The sequence below is a fragment of the Dyadobacter sp. HNCC25DJ184 genome (genome assembly GCF_056895215.1).
On record NZ_JBXHAQ010000007.1, the window covers coordinates 24,152 to 49,720 of the forward strand.

Annotated in this window: 17 protein-coding genes and 1 riboswitch; of the genes, 12 read left to right on the top strand and 5 right to left on the bottom strand. The window is 43.4% G+C overall.

Annotated features, from left to right (window positions below; genetic code table 11):
* Positions 1-152: 152 nt before the first annotated feature.
* The gene (gene metE, locus AC1XUD_RS12190) at positions 153-2,474 is read right to left on the bottom strand and encodes a 5-methyltetrahydropteroyltriglutamate--homocysteine S-methyltransferase (RefSeq protein WP_483361281.1); all 2,322 of its coding nucleotides are present in this window, start codon (positions 2,472-2,474) and stop codon (positions 153-155) included.
* Positions 2,475-2,724: 250 nt separating this feature from the next.
* A riboswitch (cobalamin riboswitch) is annotated at positions 2,725-2,937 on the bottom strand.
* A gap of 298 nt (positions 2,938-3,235) precedes the next feature.
* Here metE and AC1XUD_RS12195 point away from each other — a divergent pair.
* The 5 genes from AC1XUD_RS12195 (at position 3,236) to AC1XUD_RS12215 (ending at position 10,599) form a co-directional block, all read left to right on the top strand.
* Positions 3,236-4,462 (top strand): acyltransferase family protein, encoded by a 1,227-nt coding sequence (locus tag AC1XUD_RS12195; protein WP_483361282.1) that lies wholly within the window; start codon positions 3,236-3,238, stop codon positions 4,460-4,462.
* A 284-nt stretch (positions 4,463-4,746) separates the two neighbouring features.
* Complete coding sequence (fumC, locus tag AC1XUD_RS12200; protein ID WP_483361283.1) at positions 4,747-6,147, top strand: class II fumarate hydratase; 1,401 nt, start codon at positions 4,747-4,749, stop codon at positions 6,145-6,147.
* Between the two features lie 149 nt (positions 6,148-6,296).
* Positions 6,297-8,654, top strand: a complete 2,358-nt coding sequence (locus tag AC1XUD_RS12205) for a glycoside hydrolase family 95 protein (protein ID WP_483361284.1) — start codon at positions 6,297-6,299, stop codon at positions 8,652-8,654.
* Between the two features lie 152 nt (positions 8,655-8,806).
* A complete protein-coding gene (locus AC1XUD_RS12210) occupies positions 8,807-9,322 on the top strand; it encodes a hypothetical protein (protein ID WP_483361285.1) in 516 nt (171 codons plus the stop codon).
* Positions 9,323-9,510: 188 nt separating this feature from the next.
* A complete protein-coding gene (locus AC1XUD_RS12215) occupies positions 9,511-10,599 on the top strand; it encodes an SGNH/GDSL hydrolase family protein (RefSeq protein WP_483361286.1) in 1,089 nt (362 codons plus the stop codon).
* A gap of 255 nt (positions 10,600-10,854) precedes the next feature.
* Here the strand turns inward: AC1XUD_RS12215 and AC1XUD_RS12220 are convergent, their stop codons facing one another.
* Both AC1XUD_RS12220 and AC1XUD_RS12225 read right to left on the bottom strand, forming a co-directional pair.
* Positions 10,855-11,364, bottom strand: coding sequence for a hypothetical protein (locus AC1XUD_RS12220; RefSeq protein ID WP_483361287.1), 510 nt, complete (start codon positions 11,362-11,364; stop codon positions 10,855-10,857).
* A 12-nt stretch (positions 11,365-11,376) separates the two neighbouring features.
* Positions 11,377-14,331 (bottom strand): TonB-dependent receptor, encoded by a 2,955-nt coding sequence (locus AC1XUD_RS12225; RefSeq protein ID WP_483361288.1) that lies wholly within the window; start codon positions 14,329-14,331, stop codon positions 11,377-11,379.
* A gap of 708 nt (positions 14,332-15,039) precedes the next feature.
* Between AC1XUD_RS12225 and AC1XUD_RS12230 the strand changes: the two genes are divergently transcribed.
* The 7 genes from AC1XUD_RS12230 to AC1XUD_RS12260 all read left to right on the top strand — a co-directional run bounded on the left by AC1XUD_RS12230 (position 15,040) and on the right by AC1XUD_RS12260 (position 21,338).
* Positions 15,040-15,975 (top strand): D-2-hydroxyacid dehydrogenase, encoded by a 936-nt coding sequence (locus AC1XUD_RS12230; protein WP_483361289.1) that lies wholly within the window; start codon positions 15,040-15,042, stop codon positions 15,973-15,975.
* Positions 15,947-17,221: a galactokinase gene (gene galK, locus AC1XUD_RS12235; protein ID WP_483361290.1), complete on the top strand. Its 1,275-nt coding sequence runs from the start codon at positions 15,947-15,949 to the stop codon at positions 17,219-17,221. The genes AC1XUD_RS12230 and galK overlap by 29 nt, the downstream gene beginning before the upstream one ends.
* A gap of 135 nt (positions 17,222-17,356) precedes the next feature.
* On the top strand, positions 17,357-18,508 hold the full coding sequence (locus tag AC1XUD_RS12240; protein WP_483361291.1) for an aldose epimerase family protein: 1,152 nt from the start codon (positions 17,357-17,359) through the stop codon (positions 18,506-18,508).
* Between the two features lie 117 nt (positions 18,509-18,625).
* The gene (locus AC1XUD_RS12245) at positions 18,626-19,249 is read left to right on the top strand and encodes a hypothetical protein (RefSeq protein ID WP_483361292.1); all 624 of its coding nucleotides are present in this window, start codon (positions 18,626-18,628) and stop codon (positions 19,247-19,249) included.
* Positions 19,250-19,387: 138 nt separating this feature from the next.
* Complete coding sequence (locus AC1XUD_RS12250) at positions 19,388-20,008, top strand: PspC domain-containing protein (protein ID WP_483361293.1); 621 nt, start codon at positions 19,388-19,390, stop codon at positions 20,006-20,008.
* Between the two features lie 76 nt (positions 20,009-20,084).
* Positions 20,085-20,270: a LiaI-LiaF-like domain-containing protein gene (locus AC1XUD_RS12255; RefSeq protein ID WP_483361294.1), complete on the top strand. Its 186-nt coding sequence runs from the start codon at positions 20,085-20,087 to the stop codon at positions 20,268-20,270.
* 27 nt (positions 20,271-20,297) lie between these two features.
* On the top strand, positions 20,298-21,338 hold the full coding sequence (locus tag AC1XUD_RS12260; protein WP_483361295.1) for a LiaF transmembrane domain-containing protein: 1,041 nt from the start codon (positions 20,298-20,300) through the stop codon (positions 21,336-21,338).
* 299 nt (positions 21,339-21,637) lie between these two features.
* On the opposite strand, the gene AC1XUD_RS12265 is transcribed toward AC1XUD_RS12260, so the two are convergent.
* Both AC1XUD_RS12265 and AC1XUD_RS12270 read right to left on the bottom strand, forming a co-directional pair.
* The gene (locus AC1XUD_RS12265) at positions 21,638-24,049 is read right to left on the bottom strand and encodes an FtsX-like permease family protein (protein ID WP_483361296.1); all 2,412 of its coding nucleotides are present in this window, start codon (positions 24,047-24,049) and stop codon (positions 21,638-21,640) included.
* Between the two features lie 343 nt (positions 24,050-24,392).
* Positions 24,393-25,439: a DUF4097 family beta strand repeat-containing protein gene (locus AC1XUD_RS12270; RefSeq protein ID WP_483361297.1), complete on the bottom strand. Its 1,047-nt coding sequence runs from the start codon at positions 25,437-25,439 to the stop codon at positions 24,393-24,395.
* Positions 25,440-25,569: the final 130 nt, after the last annotated feature.

Here is a 25,569-nt window from a genome sequence, read left to right on the forward strand (position 1 = left end):
AAGAAAGCAGTTCAATGAAAATATCCATTGGTCACCCGGTTCAGTTAATCCAGCTGCACGCGGCCTGATTCTTCTGGCCAAAGTTCAGTTCTTCCGATAAAAAAACTCCGGCAAAAATCGGTTTTGCCGGAGTGCAAACATCTATTTCTAATTTATATTTCGACTGTTATCGATTCTCTTAATTGATTCGCCGCTGAAATCATATTCCTTAACGCAGCTTCAGTTTCCGGCCATTTTCTGGTCTTCAGACCACAATCTGGATTTACCCAAAGGTTACGTGCAGGAATCACTTTTAAAGCACTTTCCAACAATGCCCTTATTTCCTCGACCGTTGGAACGCGTGGAGAGTGAATATCATATACCCCCGGCCCTATTTCGTTCGGGTAGTTGTAGTTGGCGAAAGCACCCAGCAACTCCATTTGCGATCTCGAGGTTTCAATCGTGATCACATCTGCATCCATCGCCGCGATGGAATCGATGATATCATTGAATTCGGAATAGCACATATGGGTATGAATCTGTGTCCGGTCGGCTACTCCGGCAGCGCTTAAGCGAAACGCGTCAACCGCCCACTTCAGATATGCCTTCCATTCCGATTTCCGTAATGGTAATCCCTCGCGGATCGCTGGCTCATCAATTTGAATCACTTTGATTCCCGCTTTTTCCAGATCAACGACTTCATCACGAATCGCAACAGCAATCTGGAATGTGGTATCTTTTCTTGGCTGATCGTCACGCACAAAAGACCATTGCAATATTGTGACCGGCCCGGTGAGCATTCCTTTTACCAATTTATCAGTGTTTGCCTGCGCAAAAGCAGACCAGCGAACGGTCATAGGTTTTAATCGCTCCACATCACCAAATATAATCGGCGGCTTCACGCAACGGCTACCATAACTTTGCACCCATCCATTTTGAGTAAATACAAAACCAGATAAGTTTTCGCCAAAATATTCAACCATATCATTGCGCTCAAACTCTCCGTGAACCAACACATCAATATCCAGATCTTCCTGCCAGCGAAGCGATTTCACAATCTCCTCCTCAATTCTGCTTTCATACTCACTTTGACCTAAAACCCCTTTTTTCAAACTGGCACGTAGCTGCCGCACTTCATCTGTCTGAGGAAAAGATCCGATGGTTGTTGAAGGAAAAAGCGGCAACTGAAGCTTTTCAAGCTGAATTTGCTGACGAACCGGAAACTCATGCTCTCTTTCAAAATCGCTCGGTTGAACTGACGCAACACGCGATTTTACAGCAGGTTTATGAATTAAAATGGAAGACTTCCGACTTTCGATTGCGTCCTGATTTGATATAAATAAATCATTGTTCAGATGACCTTTACCTGCCAATTTTGAAAGTGCTACCACCTCAGTCAGCTTCTGTTTCGCAAACGCCATCCAGTTTTTGATCTCCGGAGTAAGAACCGAAGAATCTTTTTCCAGATCAAGGTCATGAGGTGAATGCAGAAGAGATGATGATGGTGCTACTATTACTCGCTTTTCTCCCAAAACTCCAGCCGCAAGTTCGATATGCTGCAAAGATTTACGGAAGTTATTTTTCCAGATATTCCGGCCATCTACAACACCTACCGACAGCAGTTTGCCAGAATTGACAAAATCAGCATTTCTCAGAATGGCAGGTAACGTTTCCGGCCCACGAGTTACATCAATATGCAACGCCGCGACTGGCAAACCTACCGCCGTGGAAAGGTTATCGGCCAGCTCCCCAAAATAACTGGCTACCAATATCTTCAACTGGGGAACTGCCTCCTGAATTTGGGCATAACTGCTTTCCAAAGCCAGCTTTTCTCTGTCCGTCAAATCCAAAACCAGACATGGCTCATCCAACTGCACCCAAAGCGCGCCACGTTGCGAAAGCTCTTTCAGAATATCAATGTATACGGGAAGCAGGCTGTCCAACAGATCAATTCTGTCAAAACCTTCCTCTTTTTCTTTACCTAAAAGCAGATAAGTAACTGGTCCGATCAAAACCGGCTTGGTCAATACCCCTTTTTGCCGAGCGTCTTCAAATTCAAGGATAACCTTATCTGAATATCTCTTAAACGCTTGTCCCTGAACAAATTCAGGAACGATATAGTGGTAATTGGTATCAAACCATTTAGTCATTTCCATAGCCTTGATATCCAGCCCCTCCCGCTGAACACCGCGCGCCATTGCAAAGTAAAGATCCAGTTCGCGATTAGACTTACCATCAATCAACTGATGATATCTCTCTGGAATCGCACCCACCATCAGCGACATATCCAGCACCTGATCATATAACGAAAAATCGTTTGAAGGGATCAGATCAATTCCTTCCTGCTGCTGAAGCTCCCAATTGCGGTGACGAATCACACGCGCTGTTTCATATAACGCTTCTTTACTGATTTTGCCAGCCCAAAACTGTTCACTGGCTTTTTTCAACTCTCTCTGGCTCCCCACCCGTGGGTAACCCAAAATTTGTGATAACATAAGATTGTGTTTTAACTGATAAAAAATACAACCCTTGGAAACACCCAACCCGTCCTTTCTGAATTTTGAATTGGTGAATGCGTGCATGCACGCAAGACCACATCTTGTTCAAATAAGTACTATTAATGGACTGTCTTGCTCCCGAACTGAAGCGAGCCAGATAGCATGAATATATGCAAATAATATCCATGCGTTTTGACCAATAAAATTTGTAAAATCAATACTTGACATTACCCCGCTCGTGAGGGTGAGGCCATTGAGGATAGAGGCAAGTCTCCTGACTTGTACCATTTTTACCGCCCTTCTCGCTAAAAGCAATGGGACACGAGGGTAAAAACTTTGCCGGTATATGACGGCTAGGCACTTACAGTAGCACGACTGTCCGTGAGTTTCACACGGTTCCTTTTTAATTTCTGCTTTGGATGAGGGCTCCAAGCCAAAAACCACTACCCCGATTGACGGGTGTTCTCAAAGAACAGTACAAAGGTAACAGTCTACAAAGAGACTTGACTAACTAGATCTGATTTAAGTGGAGACGGGCAGAAAACTATTCCCAAAGAGATAGAATATCTTTTTTGAGGTAAAATATTCACCGAAAAAAATTGACCTGCTAATGACGAACACGCCAACTCGTCAGTCTCAACCCCGATATAGTTTTTTTTGAATCTACACCACCCTTGTAGTTCAGAGAATGGCTACGACAAAGAATTCAATTCATCAAACACACTACTTAAGGCCTCGTCTTCAACCTCAACCTGTCGATGAGCCGACCCCTATCCATGACACTGAATATCCTCTTTATTCTTTTACTCGTCACCTCCACTACAATCTGCATCTTACTGGTAAAGCTATTCAATTTGGATATCGCCTTACCGACAGGCAACCGCGTGGGATGCATTGATGGTTTGCGTGGCTACCTTGCCCTAATGGTTGCCGGGACACATTACTTCAATTTCTATTTCTGGACTTCCACCGGGGAATGGACGCGAAGATCAATATTCATTGATAATTTCGGAACAGTGGCGGTGGAAGTTTTTTTCATGATCACAGGATATCTGTTTGTAACAAAAATTTTGCAGCACGCAGAACGAAACAGGAGAATAAATTGGCGAGACTTCTACCTATCAAGATTTTTCAGAATATCACCTTTGTATTTTTTTGTACTTTCTGCTACGGTTATATTTACCATGCTCAAAAGCGACTGGCGTTTGCTGGTTTCAAAAAGAACCTTCTTGAAAGAACTTTCTGACTGTGTAGTATCTATTGGACCAACCATAAACGGGGATCCCCATGCAACTTTGATCACAGCCGGGGTTACATGGACATTAAGATATGAATGGGCTTTCTACCTGTCTCTACCGATTGTTTCACTCTTCATCAAATCAAGGACTGCGATCGTGTTAGTTATTTTAGGGATAATAAGTTATGCCTTAAAAATGGAGGTCCAGGGTTTCGGTGCAATATTTCTGATTCTTTTTATTCTCGGTGGAGTTATTGCTTCTTTAACCAAAAGATATCATCACATTCTCAAGCCTGTTATGGTCTCAAATCAAATGAGTATAGTGTCCACACTTTCATTTTTTATTGCATTACTATCTTTGAATCAAACCTTCAGACCGATCGGTGAGCTCTCGGTGATATTGTTTTTTCTTCCCATTGTGTTTGGCAATTCTCTTTTTGGATTATTGAGGCTGAGGTCTTCGCTCATACTCGGAGAAATAAGCTACAGCATATACCTCATCCACGGGATTATCTTTTACATTTTTTTCACCTATTTCTTTAATCCGGATACCATGAATGGCTATATGAACGGATTTGTTTATATGCCCCCATTAATGCTATTAGCTGTATTTATCGCCTTGTTTACATATAAGTTTATTGAACAGCCATTCATACGTATGGGTGCCCAGTTAAAAAGTCAGATTCCAAGGAACAGCAACAGTTTTACCACCGACAAATCAGCGAATGACCTTGTTCGGAAAGCCTAGAAAAGAACAAATTATTTTCCAGTTGCAAATCATTCGCTGGTTCCGAACGGATCCAGTTGTATGCAATTCATATCATATTTCCGGCAATCAATTTGGCGGATTAAACGCAATACTTCTGACACTTCATATGGAAGCCAAAGAAAAAATCAACCAATTTCCCTTAATTACTGCGTAATACATCTAAACATTTATCCAAAAAAATCACCAAAAACTCCCTGCCCAACCCTAACTTTACCGGTCAATCGGAATCATACCTTTTTACCTAATACAATACGTTCGTACAAATGGAATACCGTATAGAAAAAGACACAATGGGTGAAGTGCAGGTGCCTGCACATGTATATTGGGGTGCTCAAACACAACGCTCTATCCAGAATTTCCCTATCGCTCAGGACATCAACAAAATGCCGAAAGAGATTATCAAAGCTTTCGCATATCTGAAAAAAGCTGCAGCTATCACTAACTTCGAAGCCGGTATCTTGCCGCAGGAAAAAAGTGATTTGATCGGACGAGTTTGCGATGAGATATTAACAGATCAATTAGATGATCAATTTCCGCTCGTGGTTTGGCAAACCGGTTCTGGGACGCAGTCGAATATGAACTGTAACGAGGTGATCGCCTATCGTGGACATGTTTTGCAAGGTGGAGACCTGGCTGATAAGACCAAGTTTTTGCATCCAAACGATGACGTAAACAAGTCGCAATCTTCAAATGATACTTACCCGACTGCGATGCATATCGCGGCATATAAGATTTTGGTTGACGTAACCATTCCTGGTATCACCAGACTACGCGACACCCTTAAAGCAAAAGCCGAAGCATTCCGCAGTGTTGTAAAAATCGGACGTACGCACTTTATGGATGCTACCCCGTTAACTTTGGGACAGGAGTTTTCGGGATATGCATCTCAGCTTGACCATGGTTTGCGTGCCATTCATAATACATTAGCCCACCTTTCCGAACTTGCTTTGGGTGGAACTGCCGTTGGAACGGGTATCAATACGCCAACAGGGTATTCCGAAAATGTGGCAAAACACATTGCATTGCTAACAGGTTTGCCTTTCATTACTGCTGAAAATAAATTCGAAGCCTTGGCCGCCCACGACGCTATCGTAGAGGCGCATGGTGCTTTAAAAACGGTTGCGGTAAGTTTGATGAAAATCGGAAATGATATACGTATGCTGTCATCTGGTCCGCGCTCGGGAATTGGCGAAATTCATATCCCCGACAATGAACCAGGTAGCTCCATTATGCCCGGAAAAGTAAACCCAACGCAATGTGAAGCGATGACCATGGTTGCAGCTCAGGTGATGGGAAATGATGTTGCGATCGGTATTGGTGGCTCAAATGGTCACTTCGAATTGAACGTTTTCAAACCTTTAATGGCATACAACTTCCTGCATTCTGCACGTTTGATCGGCGATGTTTGCGTTTCTTTTAATGATAACTGCGCCATCGGCATCGAGCCTTTGCATGAAAATATCAAAAAACACGTGAACAATTCACTGATGCTGGTGACTGCTTTGAATACCAAAATCGGTTATTACAAAGCAGCTGAGATCGCTCAAACCGCTCATAAAAACGGGTCAACTTTAAAGGAAACTGCGGTAGGCCTGGGATATGTAACTCCTGAGGAATTCGACGAGTGGGTAAAACCAGAAGATATGGTTGGAGACAACAAATAGCATTAGGGCAGTCGGTTTTCGGCGATCGGCTTCGGTGTAAAAGCTTGAAGTCGATAGCTGAATGCCGACAGCCGAAGTCTTAAAGCCTCCCGTTTCGGCGTGGGGCTTTTTTGTTTTATTTTGCAACAGATATTCCAAAACCTTTAATTATGAAAAAACCTTTCAATACACTTTATCTGTTTTTCAGTGTTCTGCTAATCTTGCAAGCACCGCTGTTTGCTCAAAAATCAAATTTAAAATTATGGTATGACGCGCCCGCAACCGACTGGATGACTCAGGCTTTGCCCATCGGCAACGGATATATCGGTGTGATGTTTTTTGGAGATCCTGCTGAGGAACGATTGCAGTTTTCAGAAGGGACCTTATGGGCTGGTGGAAAAAATGCCAATCCTGACTACAACTTTGGTTTGAGGAAAGATGCCTATAAAAGTCTTCCGAAGGTACGGGAACTGCTGGCCCAGGGAAAGCTTGATGAAGCACACAAACTAGCCAATGCTGAGTTGACCGGAGCAATTCACGAAAAAAAGGGAAATACTCCCAGCAGTGATTTTGGCGCTCAGCAAACGATGGGAGATCTATATGTAAAAGTTTCTCATACAGGAGATATCGCCAATTACAAACGTGAACTGGATATCAGCAAAGCAGTTGGAACGGTCACGTATTCAGCGGGAAAAGATAAGTTTGAAAGAACATTTTTCGGCAATTATCCTTCTCGTGTGATGATCTATAAATTCACGTCGACGTCGGCCGAAACTTATACCATTCGTTTCGAAACCCCGCATAAAAAGGAGTACGAAAGCTTTGAAAAAAATCAATATACCTTCGGAGGGAGTTTGAAGGACAATCATCAGGAATTCGAAACAGCATATGGAATCAAAACAGACGGCAAAACAAGTTTTGAGAATGGCATTCTGACCGTCAAAAATGCTCATACCGTAACGTTGACCCATACCGCTGCAACTGATTATCTTCTAAAGTTCCCGACTTACAAAGGGAACGACTACAGGAAACTAAACGGCCAGGTATTGACTGCTGCTTCTGGAAAGGCATATGAGGCATTGCTCAGTGAGCATCAAAAGGATTATAAAAACCTTTTCGACCGTGTTTCTCTGAAACTGGGAGATGACGCCCCGTCTGATTTGCCAACCAATCAGCGTCAAATTCAATATTATAAAGGAGCACCGGATCCCGGTTTTGAAGAATTGTATTTTCAATATGGTCGTTACCTGATGATATCGGCTTCCCGTCCGGGCACGATGCTAATGAGCCTTCAGGGAAAATGGAATGATAGTACCAATCCACCCTGGGCGAACGATTATCATACCAACATCAACATCCAGATGATATACTGGCCAGCGGAAGTAGCCAATCTTTCGGAATGCTATATGCCCCTTTCTGACTTCACTCAATCGATTGTGGAACCTGGAAAATTGGCCGCAAAAGAGTTCTTCAATACAAAAGGCTGGACGGTCAACACGATGCTGAATGCATATGGATATACTTCTCCGGGTTGGGATTTCCCATGGGGATTCTTCCCTGGCGGTGCGGCTTGGTTTGCGCAGCATATGTGGGAGCACTTTGCTTTTACTCAAGACAAGATTTATTTGAAAAACACTGCATATCCGGTAATGAAAGAAGCTGCCATATTCTGGATGGATTATTTGTCTGACGATGGCAAAGGACATTTGGTATCATCGCCTTCGTATTCTCCCGAACAAGGCGGGATATCAACCGGTGCGACGATGGATCATGAAATTGCATGGGATATACTCACCAATACAATCGAAGCCGCCAAAGTTTTGAATATAGATGCTGACTTCGCTGCTCAGGCGCAAAAAATCAAAGACAAAATATTGCCTTTACAAATTGGAAAATGGGGACAATTGCAAGAGTGGAGAGAGGACGTGGACGATTCCACCAATCACCATCGCCACGTGTCACATTTATTTGCCCTGCACCCTGGAAAACAAATTTCTATAGCCAAAACGCCATCTGAAGCAGACGCCGCGAGAATCAGTTTGAATGCTCGTGGAGATGATGGAACAGGCTGGTCTTTGGCATGGAAAGTTAATTTCTGGGCGCGCTTGCATGACGGCAATCGGGCACATAAGTTATTCAAAACGGTAATGAGGCCTGTTGGAGATAAGGGTGAAAATATGATGGATGGCGGGGGATCGTATTCGAACCTTCTTTGTGCACACCCTCCTTTTCAGCTGGACGGTAATATGGGATCGACCGCCGGAGTTGTTGAAATGCTGTTACAGTCGCAAGCCGGAATGATCGAGTTGCTGCCTGCACTACCTGACACATGGAAATCCGGGGAAGTTAAAGGGTTGAAAGCCCGGGGAAATGTGACGGTCGATATGAAATGGAACGATGGAAAACTGGCTTCCGTAACTTTAACATCAGGAAGTACTCAAAAACAGGCTGTTAAATATGGCTCGATTTCAAAGGAGTTGAGTTTGATTAAGGGAAAACCAATGACCATTACGGAAGATCGGTTTTAGAGTTTAAACGCGGAGTTAAATGAGTTAAACGCGGAGTTTCGCGGAGTTTTTGTGCACTTTTTATGTCGTACTTCCGGAGCTCTTTACTATAAATCCAAGACTCTGAGAAACTCCGCGTCAAACTCTCCCAACTCTGCGTTTAGACAGAAAATATGAATATCAGAGAAGAACTTTTAGCGGATCAAAACCAATCCAAAGAGCGAGCTCTAAGGATAGCAGAGTATGCAATAGCATCCCCAAAAAACTTCTCGGAATTAATGGCTTGTTTCGTATCAGACGACGCCAGACTGACACAACGTGCTGCCTGGAGCGTGAGCTGGGCAGCCCGGAAAAGGCCTGATATCATAGAGCCACATATCGGAACGCTTGTTTCACAATTAAAAAGATCGGATGTGCACGCCGCAGTGATTCGCAACACGGTTCGAATTTTACAGGATATCAAGATTCCGGAAAAATATCACGGACAAGTAATGGAGGCCTGTTTTGATTATATTCAAGACCGAAAAACCCCAATCGCGATCAAGGCATTTTCGTTGACTATTCTTTTCAATTTGACCAAGACATATCCTGAAATCAAAAATGAACTTCGGATTATTATTGAAGAAAATATGGATTATGAAACAGCTGCTTTCCGATCCAGAGGCAAGAAAATACTCTCTAAAATTTAATCTGTAACGATCGTTCCGTAAAATTTTTATTTACGTTTTCTATTCTTAAGTAAATCCTGAATAGCGTTTGCGGCGTCAACAAAGTTATCCATTTTCATCATGCAGGCATTATATCTGCCTCAAAAATGACTTTCAACTTTCGAGTCGGCAATTGCAACTTAAACCTATAAATGATAACTCTGCGCCATATGAAGCAAATACTCTTTCTTCTATTTGCATTTACCTCGGCCACTGCGCAGCAAAAAGACCTGATCGATACGGTGATGATCCCTTTTTGGAATGGTAAAATAATGTATAATGAATCAGTCATGATGATCTCAAGAGGCGGCAAGCCTGCCGACGCGACTCTTCTATTTAAACCTAAGAAGATACTTTCTGTGAGAAACGCGGGGCTAAATATCGAATACCAGGAAGGAGTTGATTGGCAATATAAGGATGGAAGATTAACATTACTGCCAGACTCAAAGGCAATATATATGACGGATTCCATCTTAACTACCGCTAAAGGGAAGCACTCATTTCCTCGTAAAGGTGGTGGTGGAGTCCTTTTTTACGAAGGGTCATTCTTTCATGAAAGACAACTGTCCGTCACCTACCGGCATGCCAAAAACGTATGGAAAGGCGTTATTCCTGAATTTCAGGCTGAAATCTTACCTCATGCCGTCGAACTGTTAAGGAAAAAAAACTCCATCCATATTTTATTGTATGGCGATAGTATTGCAGCAGGGGCAAATGCCAGTGCAAAGTCGAAAGCCGAACCCAACTTACCCGATTGGGGAACATTGATTGCTGAGAAACTCAGGCGCTTCTATAATACGCCAATAAAATTTACAAATACTGCTGTGGGGGGAATGGATTCCAATTGGGGCGTCAAAAACGTTCAGGAAGAAGTGGTAGCCCACCAGCCCGACCTTGTCATTATAGCCTTCGGGATGAACGATGGAACCGGGAAAATGTCAGGCGAAAAGTTCAAGGAAAATATAGCCGGGATTATTAAAAAAGTGCGTGAGGAAAATAAAAAAGCTGAATTTATCCTTGTGTCCACCATGTTGCCCAACCCGGAATCTTTTTTTACCGGGACCCAGCCTGATTTCAACAAAGCACTTGCAGAATTAACCGGACCTGGCATAGCACTGGTAGATATGACAGAGGTTCACCGGGAGCTTTTGAAATATAAGTCTTACCAGGATATGACAGGAAATAATATCAACCACCCCAATGACTTCCTGATCAGGTGGTACGCACAGGAAATTGCCGGAATTTTACTGCCCGAATAAGGATTTGCCAATGCCGTGAAAACTAATCATTTTTCAAAAGTGGAAAAGTATACCACTAAGAAACCAGTGGCGCGGCAATCAGTTGATCGCTGACTTTAACAAGCTCATCTTGAATTACTTTTTGGTTTTACGTAATGATTTGTCCAAAGTAATTTACCTCAAAGCCGACAATCCTTTTCATTCTAGCCCTTTTAAAAAAATATGGTGCAGAAAAGCTTCCGCACCATATATCTTACATTCAAATACCAAAGAAAATTATTCTGCCTGAACAACCGGCACGGCATTAGCGCCTATATTGCCACTTGCGACAATTGCTGTTCCAGCCATCACTGCCACGCTTGCGTTATAGGTGTCTAGCTTATCATAAAAACCTGCTTCGTTAATTACAAAATATTTGCTGGTTGCGAACTCGCCTGTCGCCCCACTTACTATATCCAGCTTCTTCAATGGTGTCGCTGTAGCTCCGTCAACTTTCCCCGGGAATATGGAAGACTCATAGGTACTTCCATCGACTCCATTATACAGGCCCATTTGCACCATCGTCACAGAAGAGCTGTATTTATAGAACACCACCCGACCATATATATTTTTCGTGTCCACCGAAGACAAAGTATATGCCTTGTAAGTCGTTACAGTTCCACCGCCGGGAGCAGCCGACATATTGGGCTGATAGTTAGTCTGTTCACACGATACAAGTGCAGCACAGAAAATAAATAAAAGGCCAAATAAGGCTCCCGAGCTGATTTTTTTAAAATATCTTTTCATGTCCGGAGAAGATTAAAAGTTGAATGATACACGGCCATAGTAATAAGCACCGTTCGATCCCTGCTGATTGTTGTCGTACAGGTAAAAACCTTGATTTTCGGGACGAAGAATGTCAGGGTATTTATTGAATACGTTGCTTCCCCCAACTGACAATCTCAGGTTCTTGGTCAGGTCATATCCAACGCTCAGGTCAAAAATGCTTTGCGCTGAAAACGTTTGATCATAGAAGTTCCCATCGGCATCCGACGATACGGATCTGGAAGTAACTTTTCCGAAGTATGTTCCTCTGGCCATCGCGTGGAATTTGTTCACTTTGTAAGTTACCGAACCGATCAATTTCTGGCGAGGTGTTCCTGTTTCAAACTGGCCGATCACGTCACGGCTCAAGTATTTCGCAACAATCTGTTCTTCAGTCAGGTTTTCAACATTCAGGTCAAGTACCTTTCTGTTCACCACTGTGTTTTTACTGAAAATAGCGGCAAGACTGAAAATAAAGCTTTTGCCGAGGTCCATACTCAGGGTATAGTTACCCACAACTTCAAGGCCTTTTGAACTAACGTCAGCACCGTTTACGAAGAATTGAGCTTCTCCACCACCGATTACCTCATCATAGTTGTTACCAACCTCGGAAGCGTTGAAATAGCTGGTTCTGAAAATCCGGTCTTTTACGTCGATTTTATACGCATCCACTGTAAACTCAAGTCCATGAACAGGTTGGAAGGTCAATCCCAAACCAAAAGTGTTCGAACGTTCTTGTTTCAAACCTTGAATACCCAAAACTCTCGCAGCAGTACTGTTGGTCGGATAAGTTGTAACATCCAAAGGCTGTGGAATACCGTTTGCATCAGGTACGAATGCTGTTGCAGTATGCGTGTAATTCAACTCCTGAAGCGAAGGCGCACGGAACCCGGACGAGATCGATCCGCGTAGCGACAAAGTTTTAGTGATCGAATATCTCGCTGCCAATTTACCAATCGTTACGCCACCAAAATCTGAATAGTTTTCAACACGGAAAGCACCGGCAACCAAAAATCCTTTTGTCACTTCCAGCTCGGCATCCACATATCCAGCCATTGTAGTTCTGTATTCATTTCTCTCGTTTTTAGGCCCGAATCCGGCAAAACACTGGCAGCTGGAAGACAAATTTTTCACCACCACTTTTTGACCTGAATAAACTGAAACAGGATTTCCGTTTGCATCCACAATCGGTGTGCTATTGGCGTCTTCCAAAGGCTTGCCATCAGGGCCGACCAATAGTCCGTTTTGTCCAACTGTCAATATACCTGCGTCACCATAGCTATATGATTCTTCCTGCCCTTTCATAATCTGATAATTTTCGATACGCATTTCCGCACCGAACGCGATATTCAATCCGCCAAGCACATCTTTGAAATATCTTGAGAAATCAAGGTTCGTTGAGTTTTGGGTAAACTGGTGCGTTCCCAAATTCATATTCACAGGAGAATTGGATCCTAAGGAAGCGTTCATCGTGTTCACCATCCCGATTCGCATTCTGTTTCTTCCGAAAGTATTACTGAAATCAACATTAAACTCACCCAACTTACTCTTGATACCGGTTGTGTTAGAGATATCTGAAGTATTGGACGTCATCTGCGGGCGGAAACCGTTTGGATATAGCAAATAGTTGAAACGGTCTGTCTGTGAACCACGACGATAGTAGCACGAAAACCCTTTCAGCGATTTGTAAGAAGCACCTCCAAAACTGTACAAAGTTGTATTCGGGTTCAGGTTGAAACCCGCATTATAAAAAGTACTTCCGAGAGTGATAGCCGGCATACCAGCATATACTGCGAAATCAGCCTTCGTCAATCCACGAGATTGCATCAAACCAGTTTCTGTTGTCAAAGCAGCAATTTCCGTAGCATTCCCTGCTGCCTGAGCAGCGACCAGTTCCGGGTTTGTCACAACCGGATTACCGTTTTTATCAGTTCTTAAATTATTCAGATAGGTATTGTCAAAAAATCCCCAGTCGTTCACAAACGGACGTAAAGTTGGTTTTTTCTGAGTAACCTGTCCTGACACATTGAAATATCCTTTGTCACCTATCTTGAAACCATAATTGGCGTCAAACTGATAGTTGAACCCGTCCGGCTTACCTTTGTTCGTCAACTCACCCGCCTTTCCACCAGTATTGGTATATCCTCCGGCCGTGAAGCTACCAGTTAGCTTATCCGTTCCTTTTTTCAGGATAATGTTCACAACCCCGGCCACCGCATCGGAACCATATTGTGCCGCAGCACCATCTCGCAAAATTTCCACGCGGTCAATCGCAGCCGCAGGAATCGACATCATATCCACCGAGGTTGAGGGACTACCCACCGCAGTACCGGTAATCAAAAGCGCAGATGTATGTCTCCGTTTTCCATTTACCAAAACCAATATCTGGTTGGGAGCCATATTCCGAAGCTGAACCGGATCGACGTGTGAATCAAGGTCACCACCTTGAGACCTTACCGCATTGAAACTCGGAGCCACGTACGCAAGCATCTGCGCCAAATCCATCTGAGGCAAATCGCCCATCATATCTTTAATTGATATAACATCCACAGGAACAGGCGTTTCCAGACTCGTACGGCCAGTATTACGGCTACCGGTCACGATCAATTCCGTTAATTCTGTACCCGAATCTTCCAGCGGGATACTCAAAGAGGTTTCAGACCCAACCGAAACCTCTTTTGTCTTAAATCCAATAAAACTAAAAACCAGAACGTCGCTTGGAAGCACTTCTATGGCAAAAAGGCCATTGTTGTCGGTGATAGTACCTCTGTTGTTGCCACCTTTCACGATAATGTTGACCCCGGGAAATACCTCATTGGTCGACGCGGAATAAACCTTTCCTGTGACTTTTTTGCTTTGAGCTAAAACGGATAGCGGCAACATCAAAATCAACAGAAAAGCTGGAACAAGCCTGACGGCCAGGTTCCCCTTTGGTAATGTTCTTTGCATAGTACACGAATGTTTTAAGGAGTGAATTGGTAATCGGAAATTGCATTCAGCGGAAATGAAGATGGCGCGGCATGATACGGCATGGGCCATATGAAAGTTCTGAAGTTTTACGGCATAGGCAAATTATATTGGTTAAACATCGAGTAGTAAAACCAAATCTATTGAGATTTTTAAATAATGCAATACAATAAATTGCATATATCTAATATTGCAGAATAATTGATAAATTTTCTTGGAAATGTGTTGAATTTTGAAAAAAGCAGGTGGTTTTAAAAATTCTGAAGTAACTTTTTAATTTACTTTTTGTATACTTATTTATAGATTTTTTGATCGAAAAGGCTATTTCAGTTGTAATTTTCTCAGAATCCGCTTTCTGCAAAAAAGGGGGGGGGGGAAGTTGGACAGTCGATAATATCGAACTGACAACTGTGGGCCAGTGCACTTCACTTTTCGGCACGGACGTTTGAATGGGTGCAACTAAAAAATGAAGTTTCCCAAGACTGGCATTTGACTGTCTTGCTGAAAATATCTTTTTCAGCACGCACGACTCCATACTAAAGGCACAATATTTACTGTAAATCAACTAGAAGGTAGCCTTTCACAACAATTCCTTTTTAAATTCGTGATATAGCTTACTTGCGGACGGTGCCAATGGATGTTCATTCGTACATTTGATATATTAATCCTATAATCCTTATCAAACCAACAATGCTAGTATACTGCCATGCTACCCTTGATGACGCACTTCATCAAAGACTATCAGAGGAACTCCCAGCAACCTACACGGTTGTTTTTAAGGGCGACGATGATCAAACGAATAAACGGAATTTCAGGAACGCCGATCTTATACTGGGCAATCCACCTGTTTCCTGGTTTTCGGAACCGGTTCCCTCGCTCAAATTCTGGCAACTGGATTCTGCAGGATTCGATCAATATTCGGATATCAAGCTTGGAGAGGATGTGAAAGTGGCCAATATGGGTGACTGGTTTGCAAGGCCTTGTGCAGAGACGATTGTTGGCGGAGTACTTGCTTTATATAGAGGTATTGATCAGCTGACTTTGCTTAAGCAGAAACCTCAATGGGTAGGCTCAATTTTGCGTACGGATTTGAAAATTGTCTTTGGTCAGAATGTTGTCATTCTCGGTGCTGGCACAATCGGGCAAGCTGTAAATGATATCCTTAAAGGCTTAGGTTGCAAAATCAACATCTTGGCCAGAACATCGCCAATTGCCACATTGACCTCTCGTGAACAACTACTGGAAGAACTTCAATATACCGACCTGGTAATCAATACATTACCAGGCACCGCATATCATTTTGCCGACGAAGGATTTTTCAAAGCAATGAAACCGGGAAGTACTTATTCAAGTGTAGGTCGTGGCAGTACAACTGACGAAAGTGCTTTGATCGCAGCATTGCAGTCCGGACATTTGGATGGAGCAGTACTGGATGTTACGGAAGTAGAACCACTGCCTGATGACAGTCCGTTATGGTCGATGGAAAATGTGATATTGACTCAACACACCGGTGGCGGACATAAAAATGAGCATCTAGGTAAAGTAGATTTATTCCTAAATAACATTTTGGCTTTGGAGTCCGGCACCAAAATCGCTGATGAGGTTATTTTATCAAAAGGATATTAATAAACCTGATATTCTGGCAATTCCTGGAAATATAGCTTTAAAACAAAAATTGGACATTCTTAGTAGAGAAATGCATAGTTCAGAAATAAGTACCTTAAAAAGAATTCAGGATAAATATACCGAACAATTCGGAAGTGACTCAGCGGCAAGAACTTTCAGATCTCCTGGCCGGATCAATCTGATCGGCGAGCATACCGATTACAACAATGGCTTTGTACTTCCCGCAGCTGTTGACAAGGCTGTATATTTTGTGATCGCCCCAAGAAATGACAATAAAGTGATTCTCTATGCAGTGGATCTGGATGACACCTATGAGTTTCAAATCGATGATTTGACTAAACCCGAGGCAGACTGGACTCATTATCAACTGAGTATTCTAGATCAACTACAGAAACATAATCTGACAGCAGGAGGCTTTCAGGCGGTTTTTGGAGGCGATATTCCTGTGGGTGCAGGCCTTTCTTCTTCGGCAGCTTTGGAATGCTGCTTACTTTTTGCGCTGAACGAAATGAACGACCTGAAACTAGATCGTTTTGAAATTGTAAAAATGGCGCAGAAAGCTGAGAATGAATATGTTGGCGTTCAGTGTGGTATTATGGATCAATTTGCATCCGCTTTTGGAAAAGAAGAGTCCGTCATTCGCCTTGATTGTCGAAGCCTCGAATATGAGTACTTCCCATTCCCGATGAACGACTATTTGCTGGTGCTCTGCGATACAAAAGTGAAGCATTCTTTGGCAAATTCTGAATACAATACCCGCCGGTTAGAATGCGAAGAAGGAATTGGTATCCTGCAACAATTTTACGAAGGTGTTCAAAGTTTGCGGGATGTGAATCCACATATTATATATAAGCATAAAAGTAAATTTTCGGACGCGGTTTATCGTCGCTGCAAATTCATCACCGAGGAAATTGAGCGTGTACAAATAGCCTGCGATCATTTGACGGAAGGTGATATGGAGAGTTTTGGCAGAAAAATGTACGAAACACATGCAGGCCTTCAGCACGAATATGAGGTGAGCTGCCCGGAACTTGACTTTTTGGTAGAACAAACCAAGTGCAATGATTATGTACTCGGCGCACGCATGATGGGTGGTGGCTTTGGCGGTTGTACGATTAATCTGATTAAAGCGGAATCAGTTGACGAATTTGAATCAGGGATGCGGGCCGGGTACCTTGCCGAATATGGTATCGAATTGCCTTGCTATCGCGTAAGAATTACCAACGGAACGAGCGAAATATTCTGAAATTGGCGGCTGGCTTTCGGCAATAGGCTTTCGGTTTTGCAGAATACCCTCTCTGTCAGACAAGTGTTCACTTTATATGGAATTCTAAAAATAATCTATAACTGTGCAGGTGACCTTAACAAATACCCATACCAAATGAAAAAAACGACACTACTATTTTCAGTTTTAGCGGGGCTCTGGCTAACCAGCTGCTCAAAAAATCAAAACAAAGAGGGAGAAAAAATGATAAGTACAATTTCGAAAGAAACTTTTGGTCAATTGCCTGACGGACAGACAGCTGATTTGTATACTCTTACAAACGGCAATGGGATGACTGTCAATATTACCAACTATGGGGGGATCATCACAAAGCTGACCGCACCGGATAAAAACGGAAACTGGGAAGATGTTGTCCTGGGCTTTGATTCGCTTCAACCCTATCTGGCCGGACATCCGTTTTTCGGTGCTTTGGTTGGTCGTTATGGTAACCGTATCGCCAAAGGAAAGTTTAAACTCAACGGCCAGGAATATACTTTGCCTATCAATAACGGACCTAATGCACTTCATGGTGGCCTGAAAGGTTTTGATAAAGTATTGTGGAACGCAACTGAAATCAAGAAGGATTCTCTGGTTGGACTTGAGCTTACCTATACCAGTAAGGATGGTGAGGAGGGATATCCGGGAAATCTTGACGTAAAAGTCACTTACACGCTCAACAATGACAACGCATTGCTGATCAACTATGTAGCAACTACCGACAAGCCAACTGTTGTCAACCTTACCAACCACTCTTACTTCAACCTGACAGGTTTGAAAAAGGATATACTTGGACTCGAGGTAACGATTGCGTCAGATAGTCTGGTTCCGGTTGATGCAACATTGATACCGACCGGTAAATTGAGAGCCGTTGAAGGAACTCCGTTTGACTTCCGTAAACCGACCCTGATCAGTACTGGTATAAACAAAACAGAAGACGAGCAAATCAAAAATGGTGGCGGATATGACCATTGCTGGGTATTGGCAAGAGGAACGGACAAAGGAATGTTCCATTTCGCTACCGTTCGTGATCCCGAATCGGGCCGTGTGATGGAAGTTTCAACGACCGAACCTGCTGTTCAATTCTATACTGGTAACTTCCTGGATGGCAGCCTGAAAGGCAAAAATACGACATACGTGAAACGTTTTGGAATGTGTCTGGAAACAGAACATTACCCGGATTCTCCAAACCAGCCCCAGTTCCCAAGCACTGAACTTAAACCAGGAGAAACTTACAACACTTCGACGATGTATAAGTTTTCGGCGAAGTAAATACATTGAAAAATCAATACTGCCCCGGCTCGGTTATTCAATAATCGGTGTCGGGGTTTCTTTTTTAAGCAACATAAAAAGTACCTTTGTCTTCGAATTTGACCATCGAAGATAACAATGCTTACCAGAACCGTAAAAATCAGCAACGTAACTAATTTATCCGATGCCCGCTATTGTGCCGGAATGGGAGTTGAATTGCTGGGTTTTTCCATCGATATGGGTTCTCCGCACAATATTTCCCCTAAGAAATTTGCGGATATATGCTCCTGGCTGGCCGGAGTCAAATTGGTCGCAGAAACTTCTCTGACTGATGTGGCGGAAATCGTTGCCAGCCTTGCTGAATATCCAGTTCATGCCATTCAGGTTGAAGATCCTAATTTGTTGGCCCCATTGAAAGCTGAACTGGGACTGCCGACAATTTTGCGGATCAATACAGATCAATACGACGCCGGAGATACACAATCAATTCTGAACCGGTATGGTGCAGAGGCCGAATATTTCTTATTGGATAGCGATACCGAAAAAGATCTCTCCGAAGACTGGATTCAAACGTTGGGCCGGCTTTCTGAGGAGTATTCAATTCTGATCGGGTTCGGGCTGGATAATGAATATACTGTCAGTGCCATCACCGAGCTATTCCCGAAAATCGGTATCGCTCTAAGGGGTAGCGAAGAAATCAGACCAGGATATAAGGATTTCGGCAGTATGATGGATATACTTGAAACGCTGGAGGAGCTCTGAAAAGCTGCTTGATTTTGCCCCAAATTTAGTCTGACCTCATAAATAACCACTCAACCAGCCCAAAAACCACTAATAAATTTGCCGCTTGCAGTATCTTGCATTACCAACTACCTTTGATTACAAATAAACGCTAATCACATGGAAAAGAAATTGCACCGCATACCCGATCAAGCCGTTTTTGGTGGAGTAGCATCTGGACTTGCCCAATACTTTCAAATAGACGTGGTGATCGTCAGGGTTCTGATGGTGGTCATGTTATTACTTCCAATCCCTCCAAGTTTCGGCTGGACGGGGCTAATATACATTATCCTTTGGGCCGTTTTACCAATAGGGCCCGCGGTAAATATTCCTAATTCACATATTCCGGCAAACGACCCAAAGCCATTTGACCCGTTTGCCGACAAAAAGCGATCCGACCAGACCGTCATGATTCTGGGTGGAGCACTGGTAGTTTTCGGTGGTATCATGCTGATAGACGACTTGCCAGTTTGGTATCAGATCAAACATTATTTCTGGCCAATTGCATTGATTGCCGTGGGAGCATTTTTGATCCTGCGTCAGCGGGATAAGCAACATGAGAATCCGACTTCGGACACGCATACAACACCGCCCGTGGAGCCGATCACACCGATAAACCCTGATCCACAGCCATATACCCCTTTCAATACAGAAAATCCATCCACCACGCACTGGCCGGAAGATCCTGAAAACAAAAAAGGAGACGAGCCAGAAGATGACGGAGTAATCAAGGTTAATTGACTTAAAGTCACCGGATCTCGCCATCCGATCGACAAAAACTAATCCCTAACCGCTAAAAGCTAACTGCAAACCTGCCATGAACTTACGAAGAATCATCTGGGGTATTATCCTCATCTTAACAGGCTCTTTATTTTTGGTGGAAGAGCTCACCGGGTACGACTTTGGCCCTTACTTTCTGCCTATCATACTCATTACAACAGGATTACTATTGCTGCTGCGATCCGCACTACCAGCAAACACAACCGATCACTTGAATCAATAATCTTCCAAACATTAACTTTTTAACGCCATGAAAACATCAAGAGGTATTGTATGGGGTGGGCTGCTCGTGATATTCGGCTTATTATGGCTGCTCCGAAACCTGGACCTCGTTCATATTGACTGGGATCATCTTTTGCCTTACTGGCCGGTTCTGCTCATCATCGCCGGGCTCATCGTAGTTTTCACTGCGCGTGACAGAGGTGCTTCGGGCGGAGCGGTCGGATTACTGATAACGCTTGCAGTATTTGGTGCAATTGCGAATAAAACTGATCGGGCATTTGACCGCCACGGCGACGACTGGAATTGGAGTTGGAACGATCATAATGATCAAGATAACGAAGAAAACGACCAGGAATATCATAACGATGACAACAACGATCAGGATGAACACGATGAAGATTATGATTCGGACCGCGACGATGAATATGATAAGAAGCCTGTAAATGGCAACTACCATTATGATATGGAGCCGTTTATCAAAAAAGCGAAGTTGAATCTGGAAGGCGGAGCGGGAAGCTTCAAGTTGGAAGGAAGTACTGACAAACTTTTTGAAGCAAATACGCACTCCAATTTGGTGGGATTCATTGCCAACAAAACAATCAACAAGCTGGAGAACTCCGCGACTGTTACGTTGAAAATGGAAGACGGAAACGTCTCGATCAAGAACGGAAAGATATCCAACGAGGCTTCTATTCAGCTGAATGAAAGTCCGGTCTGGAGTGTGGACCTCGGAATCGGCGCTGGAAAGGGAGATTTCAATTTCAGCAACTATAAAGTTGAAAACCTGAAAGTAAGCACAGGAGTTGCCGATCTGGAAATTATGCTAGGAGACAAACTACCTCTGACAACCGTCAATATGGAAGCCGGAGTTGCATCCATCACACTTTCCATCCCAAAATCAGTCGGTTGTGAAGTAAAACTGGACGGTGCCATGAACGTTAAATCTTTTGATGATATTGAACGCGTAAGCAGCGGACTATATCGTTCACCGGGCTACGAAAACGCAGCGAAAAAAATCCAGATAAAGTTCGAAGGAGGACTTTCGAAGGTGAAGATTAAAAGGTATTAGAGGAGGAAGGAGCCGGGGTCGCGACCGACAAGGGACGAAGAGAGTGGCGGTGAGATTTTGGGTTAAAAGGTCAAAGGGGTTAAAAGTTACCGGAAGCGGCGTTTCCGGTAACTTTTAACCCCTTTTTTAACTTTTGAAATCTATTGATTCGAAAGGAGCAAAAAAGTAAACTGACTGGGCAGCTAACCCGTAGCCAAAGCCAGCAAACTACCACTCAATTAACCCCTAACCCTTTCACAATTAACCAAAAAGCTCATCGGCATTCCCTTCCTCCTTCCTCCATTCCTCCCTCTGCTCCCCTACTCCGACCTCAAAGCCTTCACCGGATCGTTCATTGCTGCTTTCAGAGACTCATATGCAGCGGTTACAATGGCGACTATGAGTGTGCTGAGAATGGCTATGATCATAATTCCAGCGCCGATCGGGATTTTATATTCGTAATCCTGAAGCCAGGTTTTCATCAAATACCAACCCAATGGTGCAGCAATAACGAATGCAATGACGATCAGTAACACGATCTCTTTTCCAAATATTCCGAGAATATTTCCCAAGCTTGCTCCCAACACTTTTCTGACTCCAATTTCCTTGGTTTTTTGAGATGCCATAAATCTGACCAAACCATATAGCCCCAGACAGCCAATGAAAATTGCCATCAAGGAAAAGACACGAATCAGCTTTAGCATGACATTCTCCATTTGGTAACTCTCGCCAATTTTATCATCCAAAAAAGCCTGCTCGTAGATATAATCCGGAAAATACTCATTCCAAAGCTTCTCAACCGATCTCATAGTCTGATGCAAATTATTGGAACTGAGTTTAATACCGCACTTGTAGTGAATGTCTTTAAAAGTAAATATCGCAACAGGCTCAATCGCTTCCTTAAACGACTTGTTATTCCAGTTTTTCAATACTCCATAAATCGGAGCAGATATATCCCACACTTTCAAATTCTTACCAACTGCATCTTGTGGCCTTTTGAGCCCCAACTTTTCCACTACTTTTTCATTGATAAGGTATCCCCTAATCGTGTCACTTTCAGGGATATTTTCTCCCGCAACGAGCGTCAATCCGAAGGTTTCGATATAATGGTTATCGCCATTTTTAGTATTCATCTGCCAGGTTTCATCTTTTTGTCTGGTGTCGAAGGCGAAGTTGGTTGTGTTGTTCGAAGAAGTCGTTGGCAAAAACAGACAGAAAGAAGCATCGCTCACTCCCGGAATTTCCATTAACCGTTGCCGAAATGTTTTCTGATTGATCTTCTCCGGTGTAGGTATCGGGATGCTTACCAAGCCCTTCGTTTCATACCCTACAGAGCTGGAAAGCATGTAGTCCACCTGATTATTCACCACCAGCGTGCAAATAACCAGAAGTTGGATCAGCATGAATTGGAACGCAATCAACCCTCTACGCAACGATATTCCACCTATATGCTGCGCATTGATTCCGCCTTTGAGGGCAATAACGGGTCTGAATCCTGCCAGGATAGTCCCTGGATAAGAACCTGCCAGAACTACTACCAATACAAATGTAAAAATCAGGAAACTCCATAGTATCGGATCCATCCAGTTGATAGCCTTTGGCCAAACGCCCGGTTGAGTGAGCCAATCGCCTATATGCGGCATCACGAGCGTCGCCATAGTCAATCCGATTGTCATCGCACCGGCGGTAATAAGAGCCGTTTCCAATATAAACTGCACAAAAACCTGGCTCTTTGTTCCGCCCACTGCCTTCCGCACGCCCACTTCTTTCGAACGCCTAAGTGCCTGTGCAGTAGCCATATTGATAAAATTAAAACAAGCTGTCACGATCAAAAACAAACCAATCGCCGACATGATCCATATCCACTTCATAGGCATTTGCCCATAATAACGCTCTGAATGGTGCATATCCTTGAACGGAACCAGCGAATGACGATAACTTTTGTAATCGCCGTCGCCATGGTATTTTTTGTTGAGCGCGTCCATTTGCTTTTGAGCCCCGTTCATGTTGAAATTCTGGGGTAAGCGCGTAAAACAGTAGGTACTCGAATTGACGCCACCCCAATGGTCCAGCCCACTACCACCATATTGGTAATCCTTATTGGCTGGTAAGGTTTCGAAAGAGGTATAAAACTCGAAAGGCAAATCGGTATTATCAGGAGGATCAGCAACTATTCCGACCACTTCCAGATTCAGCTTGTTTTCCAGCCGAATTATCCGGCCCATCGGGTTTCCGGAACCAAAGTATTTTTGGGCCATTTTCCGGCTGACCGCGATTTTATTAGGCTTGCTAAGGGCGGTTTTGGGATTCCCTACTTCCCACTTGACGTCGAAAATCGAAAAATACTCAGGCTGAACGAAGGCAAACATCGGACCTTCTTCAATAAACTTCTTTTGAACTTTGCCCGTGTTGTCGAGCGCAGACAAAAATGCATCATATTTTTCAATACACATACTGGATATTGCACTCGGAAATTCCGTCCGCATCGCCTTCCACATCGGCGCCGGAATACCTCGGGAATAATCTACGCCATCAAAATGAAACTCGGTCGTAACCTGAAAAATATGGTCTATGTTTTTATGAAAACGATCATGTGAAGTTTGGAACCTTACAAACCAGAATACAATAAGGGTGCAAGCGAGCCCAAGTCCGAGACCACATATATTTAGTAGTGCGTAAAGACGGTTGCGCTGAAGGTTACGCCAGGCTATTTTCAGGTAGTTCTTTATCATATTTACTCAGCAAATCTTGGTGACATAGTTGTTCCGAAACATGCCTTCTGCAAAAACTTTGCCTTATAATAAAACTCTGATTTCCAGTAATTTAATTAATCAAGCTGTTCACATTCGGACACGCTTGTTCAGCTTTGAACGGAATAATTTAAACGCAGAGTTATGGGAGTAGCTACGCAGAGTTCGCAGAAAATTCGTGTTATTTTTACCAAAAACCCTTGCTAATAAGTACAAAAAAGGGATACCCAAACCGGATATCCCAAAATATTAGGGGTAATTTTTAAATGCTGGGTATTGGCCACTACTGACAGCTAAAAGCTAACACCTAATGGCTAATAGCTCTTCACTGATTCACGTAAACGTTTCCGCTGCTGGCAGTCAACACCACCGGAATACCGCCACCATTGATTTTGCCTCTTACCCGGTCATTTTCAGCCTCGCCGTCAAAGTTCTTCAATTGAATTGAAACTTTGTTGCCTTTCAGGTTCAGGTCTGCACCTTTGTCAAGTGGCATATTAACGCGAACGCTTCCTGCAGAGGTTGACAAACGAAGGTAATCACCCAATTTAGTAACTGAAACATCAATACTACCGGCGCTTGTGCTGGCTTCCAGACTTCCTGAGATATTTGCCAAACGTACCGATCCGCCGGAAGTTCCGGTTGTGAATTTACCGGTGATATTCTCACCTTTTACGCTGCCGCCGCTAGTGTGCGCATCAACTACCCCATCCAGATTTTCGAGCGTCAGGCTTCCGCCAGAGGTATTCAAACGGATATTTCCTTTCAATGCGTTCGCTTTGATACTGCCTCCGCTTGTCGAAAGATTAATTTGTTCACTGCTATTAGCGACGGCGATGCTTCCGCCCGAAGTAACGCCGTTCACGTTTCCTTTCAAGTCATCTATCTTCAAACTTCCGCCGCTTGTTTTAAAATCCTGATCACCAGTAAGTGAAGCAATTTTAATACTACCACCGCTGGTCCTCAATTTAGTATTGATTTTTCGGGGAGAATATACCTTAAAGCCGATGGAAACGCTGCGTTTATTATCCCAATCAATACCTGGTTTTCTTTTGGCAGATGCAATCACCTTGCTTCCTTCTGTTTTGATCACGATATCGTAATCATCCAAACGGCTTTCAGTTTCTTCTTTGGAAAGTTCTTTTCCATTCCAGTTGTTAGGGCGAACGTACATCTCCACTTTTACCTCCGACGACTGACCGCCAGTAACTGCTATTGAGCCTCCCGAAGTTTCAACGTTTACCTCACTTAGGTTCGCAGCCGTAAAAGTTCTGGTAACGTAAGGCTTGAGCTCGTTGTCTTTGTCCTGCGCATATGCCGTCACAGACAGCAAAGCCACAAAAGTGTACAGAAGTAAATTTCTATTTCCCATGATATGTTGGTTGGTTTTGGTAATGATGTTAAAAGAAAAGTAAAAGTTGCATCCCGTCTAAAAAAATACTTCAGACACATTGTGTTTAAAGCCAAAATGATGCCAGAATACATATCTTGCTTATTTTCAG

What these genes read in the sequence shown, in the direction of transcription:
- AC1XUD_RS12215 (WP_483361286.1), top strand. Translation starts at nt 9,511, where the DNA reads ATGAAGCAAATACTCTTTCTTCTATTTGCATTTACCTCGGCCACTGCG.
- AC1XUD_RS12205 (WP_483361284.1), top strand. Translation starts at nt 6,297, where the DNA reads ATGAAAAAACCTTTCAATACACTTTATCTGTTTTTCAGTGTTCTGCTA.
- AC1XUD_RS12230 (WP_483361289.1), top strand. Translation starts at nt 15,040, where the DNA reads ATGCTAGTATACTGCCATGCTACCCTTGATGACGCACTTCATCAAAGA.
- fumC (WP_483361283.1), top strand. Translation starts at nt 4,747, where the DNA reads ATGGAATACCGTATAGAAAAAGACACAATGGGTGAAGTGCAGGTGCCT.
- AC1XUD_RS12260 (WP_483361295.1), top strand. Translation starts at nt 20,298, where the DNA reads ATGAAAACATCAAGAGGTATTGTATGGGGTGGGCTGCTCGTGATATTC.
- AC1XUD_RS12240 (WP_483361291.1), top strand. Translation starts at nt 17,357, where the DNA reads ATGAAAAAAACGACACTACTATTTTCAGTTTTAGCGGGGCTCTGGCTA.
- AC1XUD_RS12265 (WP_483361296.1), bottom strand. Translation starts at nt 24,049, where the DNA reads ATGATAAAGAACTACCTGAAAATAGCCTGGCGTAACCTTCAGCGCAAC.
- AC1XUD_RS12245 (WP_483361292.1), top strand. Translation starts at nt 18,626, where the DNA reads ATGCTTACCAGAACCGTAAAAATCAGCAACGTAACTAATTTATCCGAT.
- AC1XUD_RS12255 (WP_483361294.1), top strand. Translation starts at nt 20,085, where the DNA reads ATGAACTTACGAAGAATCATCTGGGGTATTATCCTCATCTTAACAGGC.
- AC1XUD_RS12270 (WP_483361297.1), bottom strand. Translation starts at nt 25,439, where the DNA reads ATGGGAAATAGAAATTTACTTCTGTACACTTTTGTGGCTTTGCTGTCT.
- AC1XUD_RS12220 (WP_483361287.1), bottom strand. Translation starts at nt 11,364, where the DNA reads ATGAAAAGATATTTTAAAAAAATCAGCTCGGGAGCCTTATTTGGCCTT.
- AC1XUD_RS12250 (WP_483361293.1), top strand. Translation starts at nt 19,388, where the DNA reads ATGGAAAAGAAATTGCACCGCATACCCGATCAAGCCGTTTTTGGTGGA.
- metE (WP_483361281.1), bottom strand. Translation starts at nt 2,474, where the DNA reads ATGTTATCACAAATTTTGGGTTACCCACGGGTGGGGAGCCAGAGAGAG.
- AC1XUD_RS12225 (WP_483361288.1), bottom strand. Translation starts at nt 14,331, where the DNA reads ATGCAAAGAACATTACCAAAGGGGAACCTGGCCGTCAGGCTTGTTCCA.
- AC1XUD_RS12210 (WP_483361285.1), top strand. Translation starts at nt 8,807, where the DNA reads ATGAATATCAGAGAAGAACTTTTAGCGGATCAAAACCAATCCAAAGAG.
- AC1XUD_RS12195 (WP_483361282.1), top strand. Translation starts at nt 3,236, where the DNA reads ATGAGCCGACCCCTATCCATGACACTGAATATCCTCTTTATTCTTTTA.
- galK (WP_483361290.1), top strand. Translation starts at nt 15,947, where the DNA reads ATGAGGTTATTTTATCAAAAGGATATTAATAAACCTGATATTCTGGCA.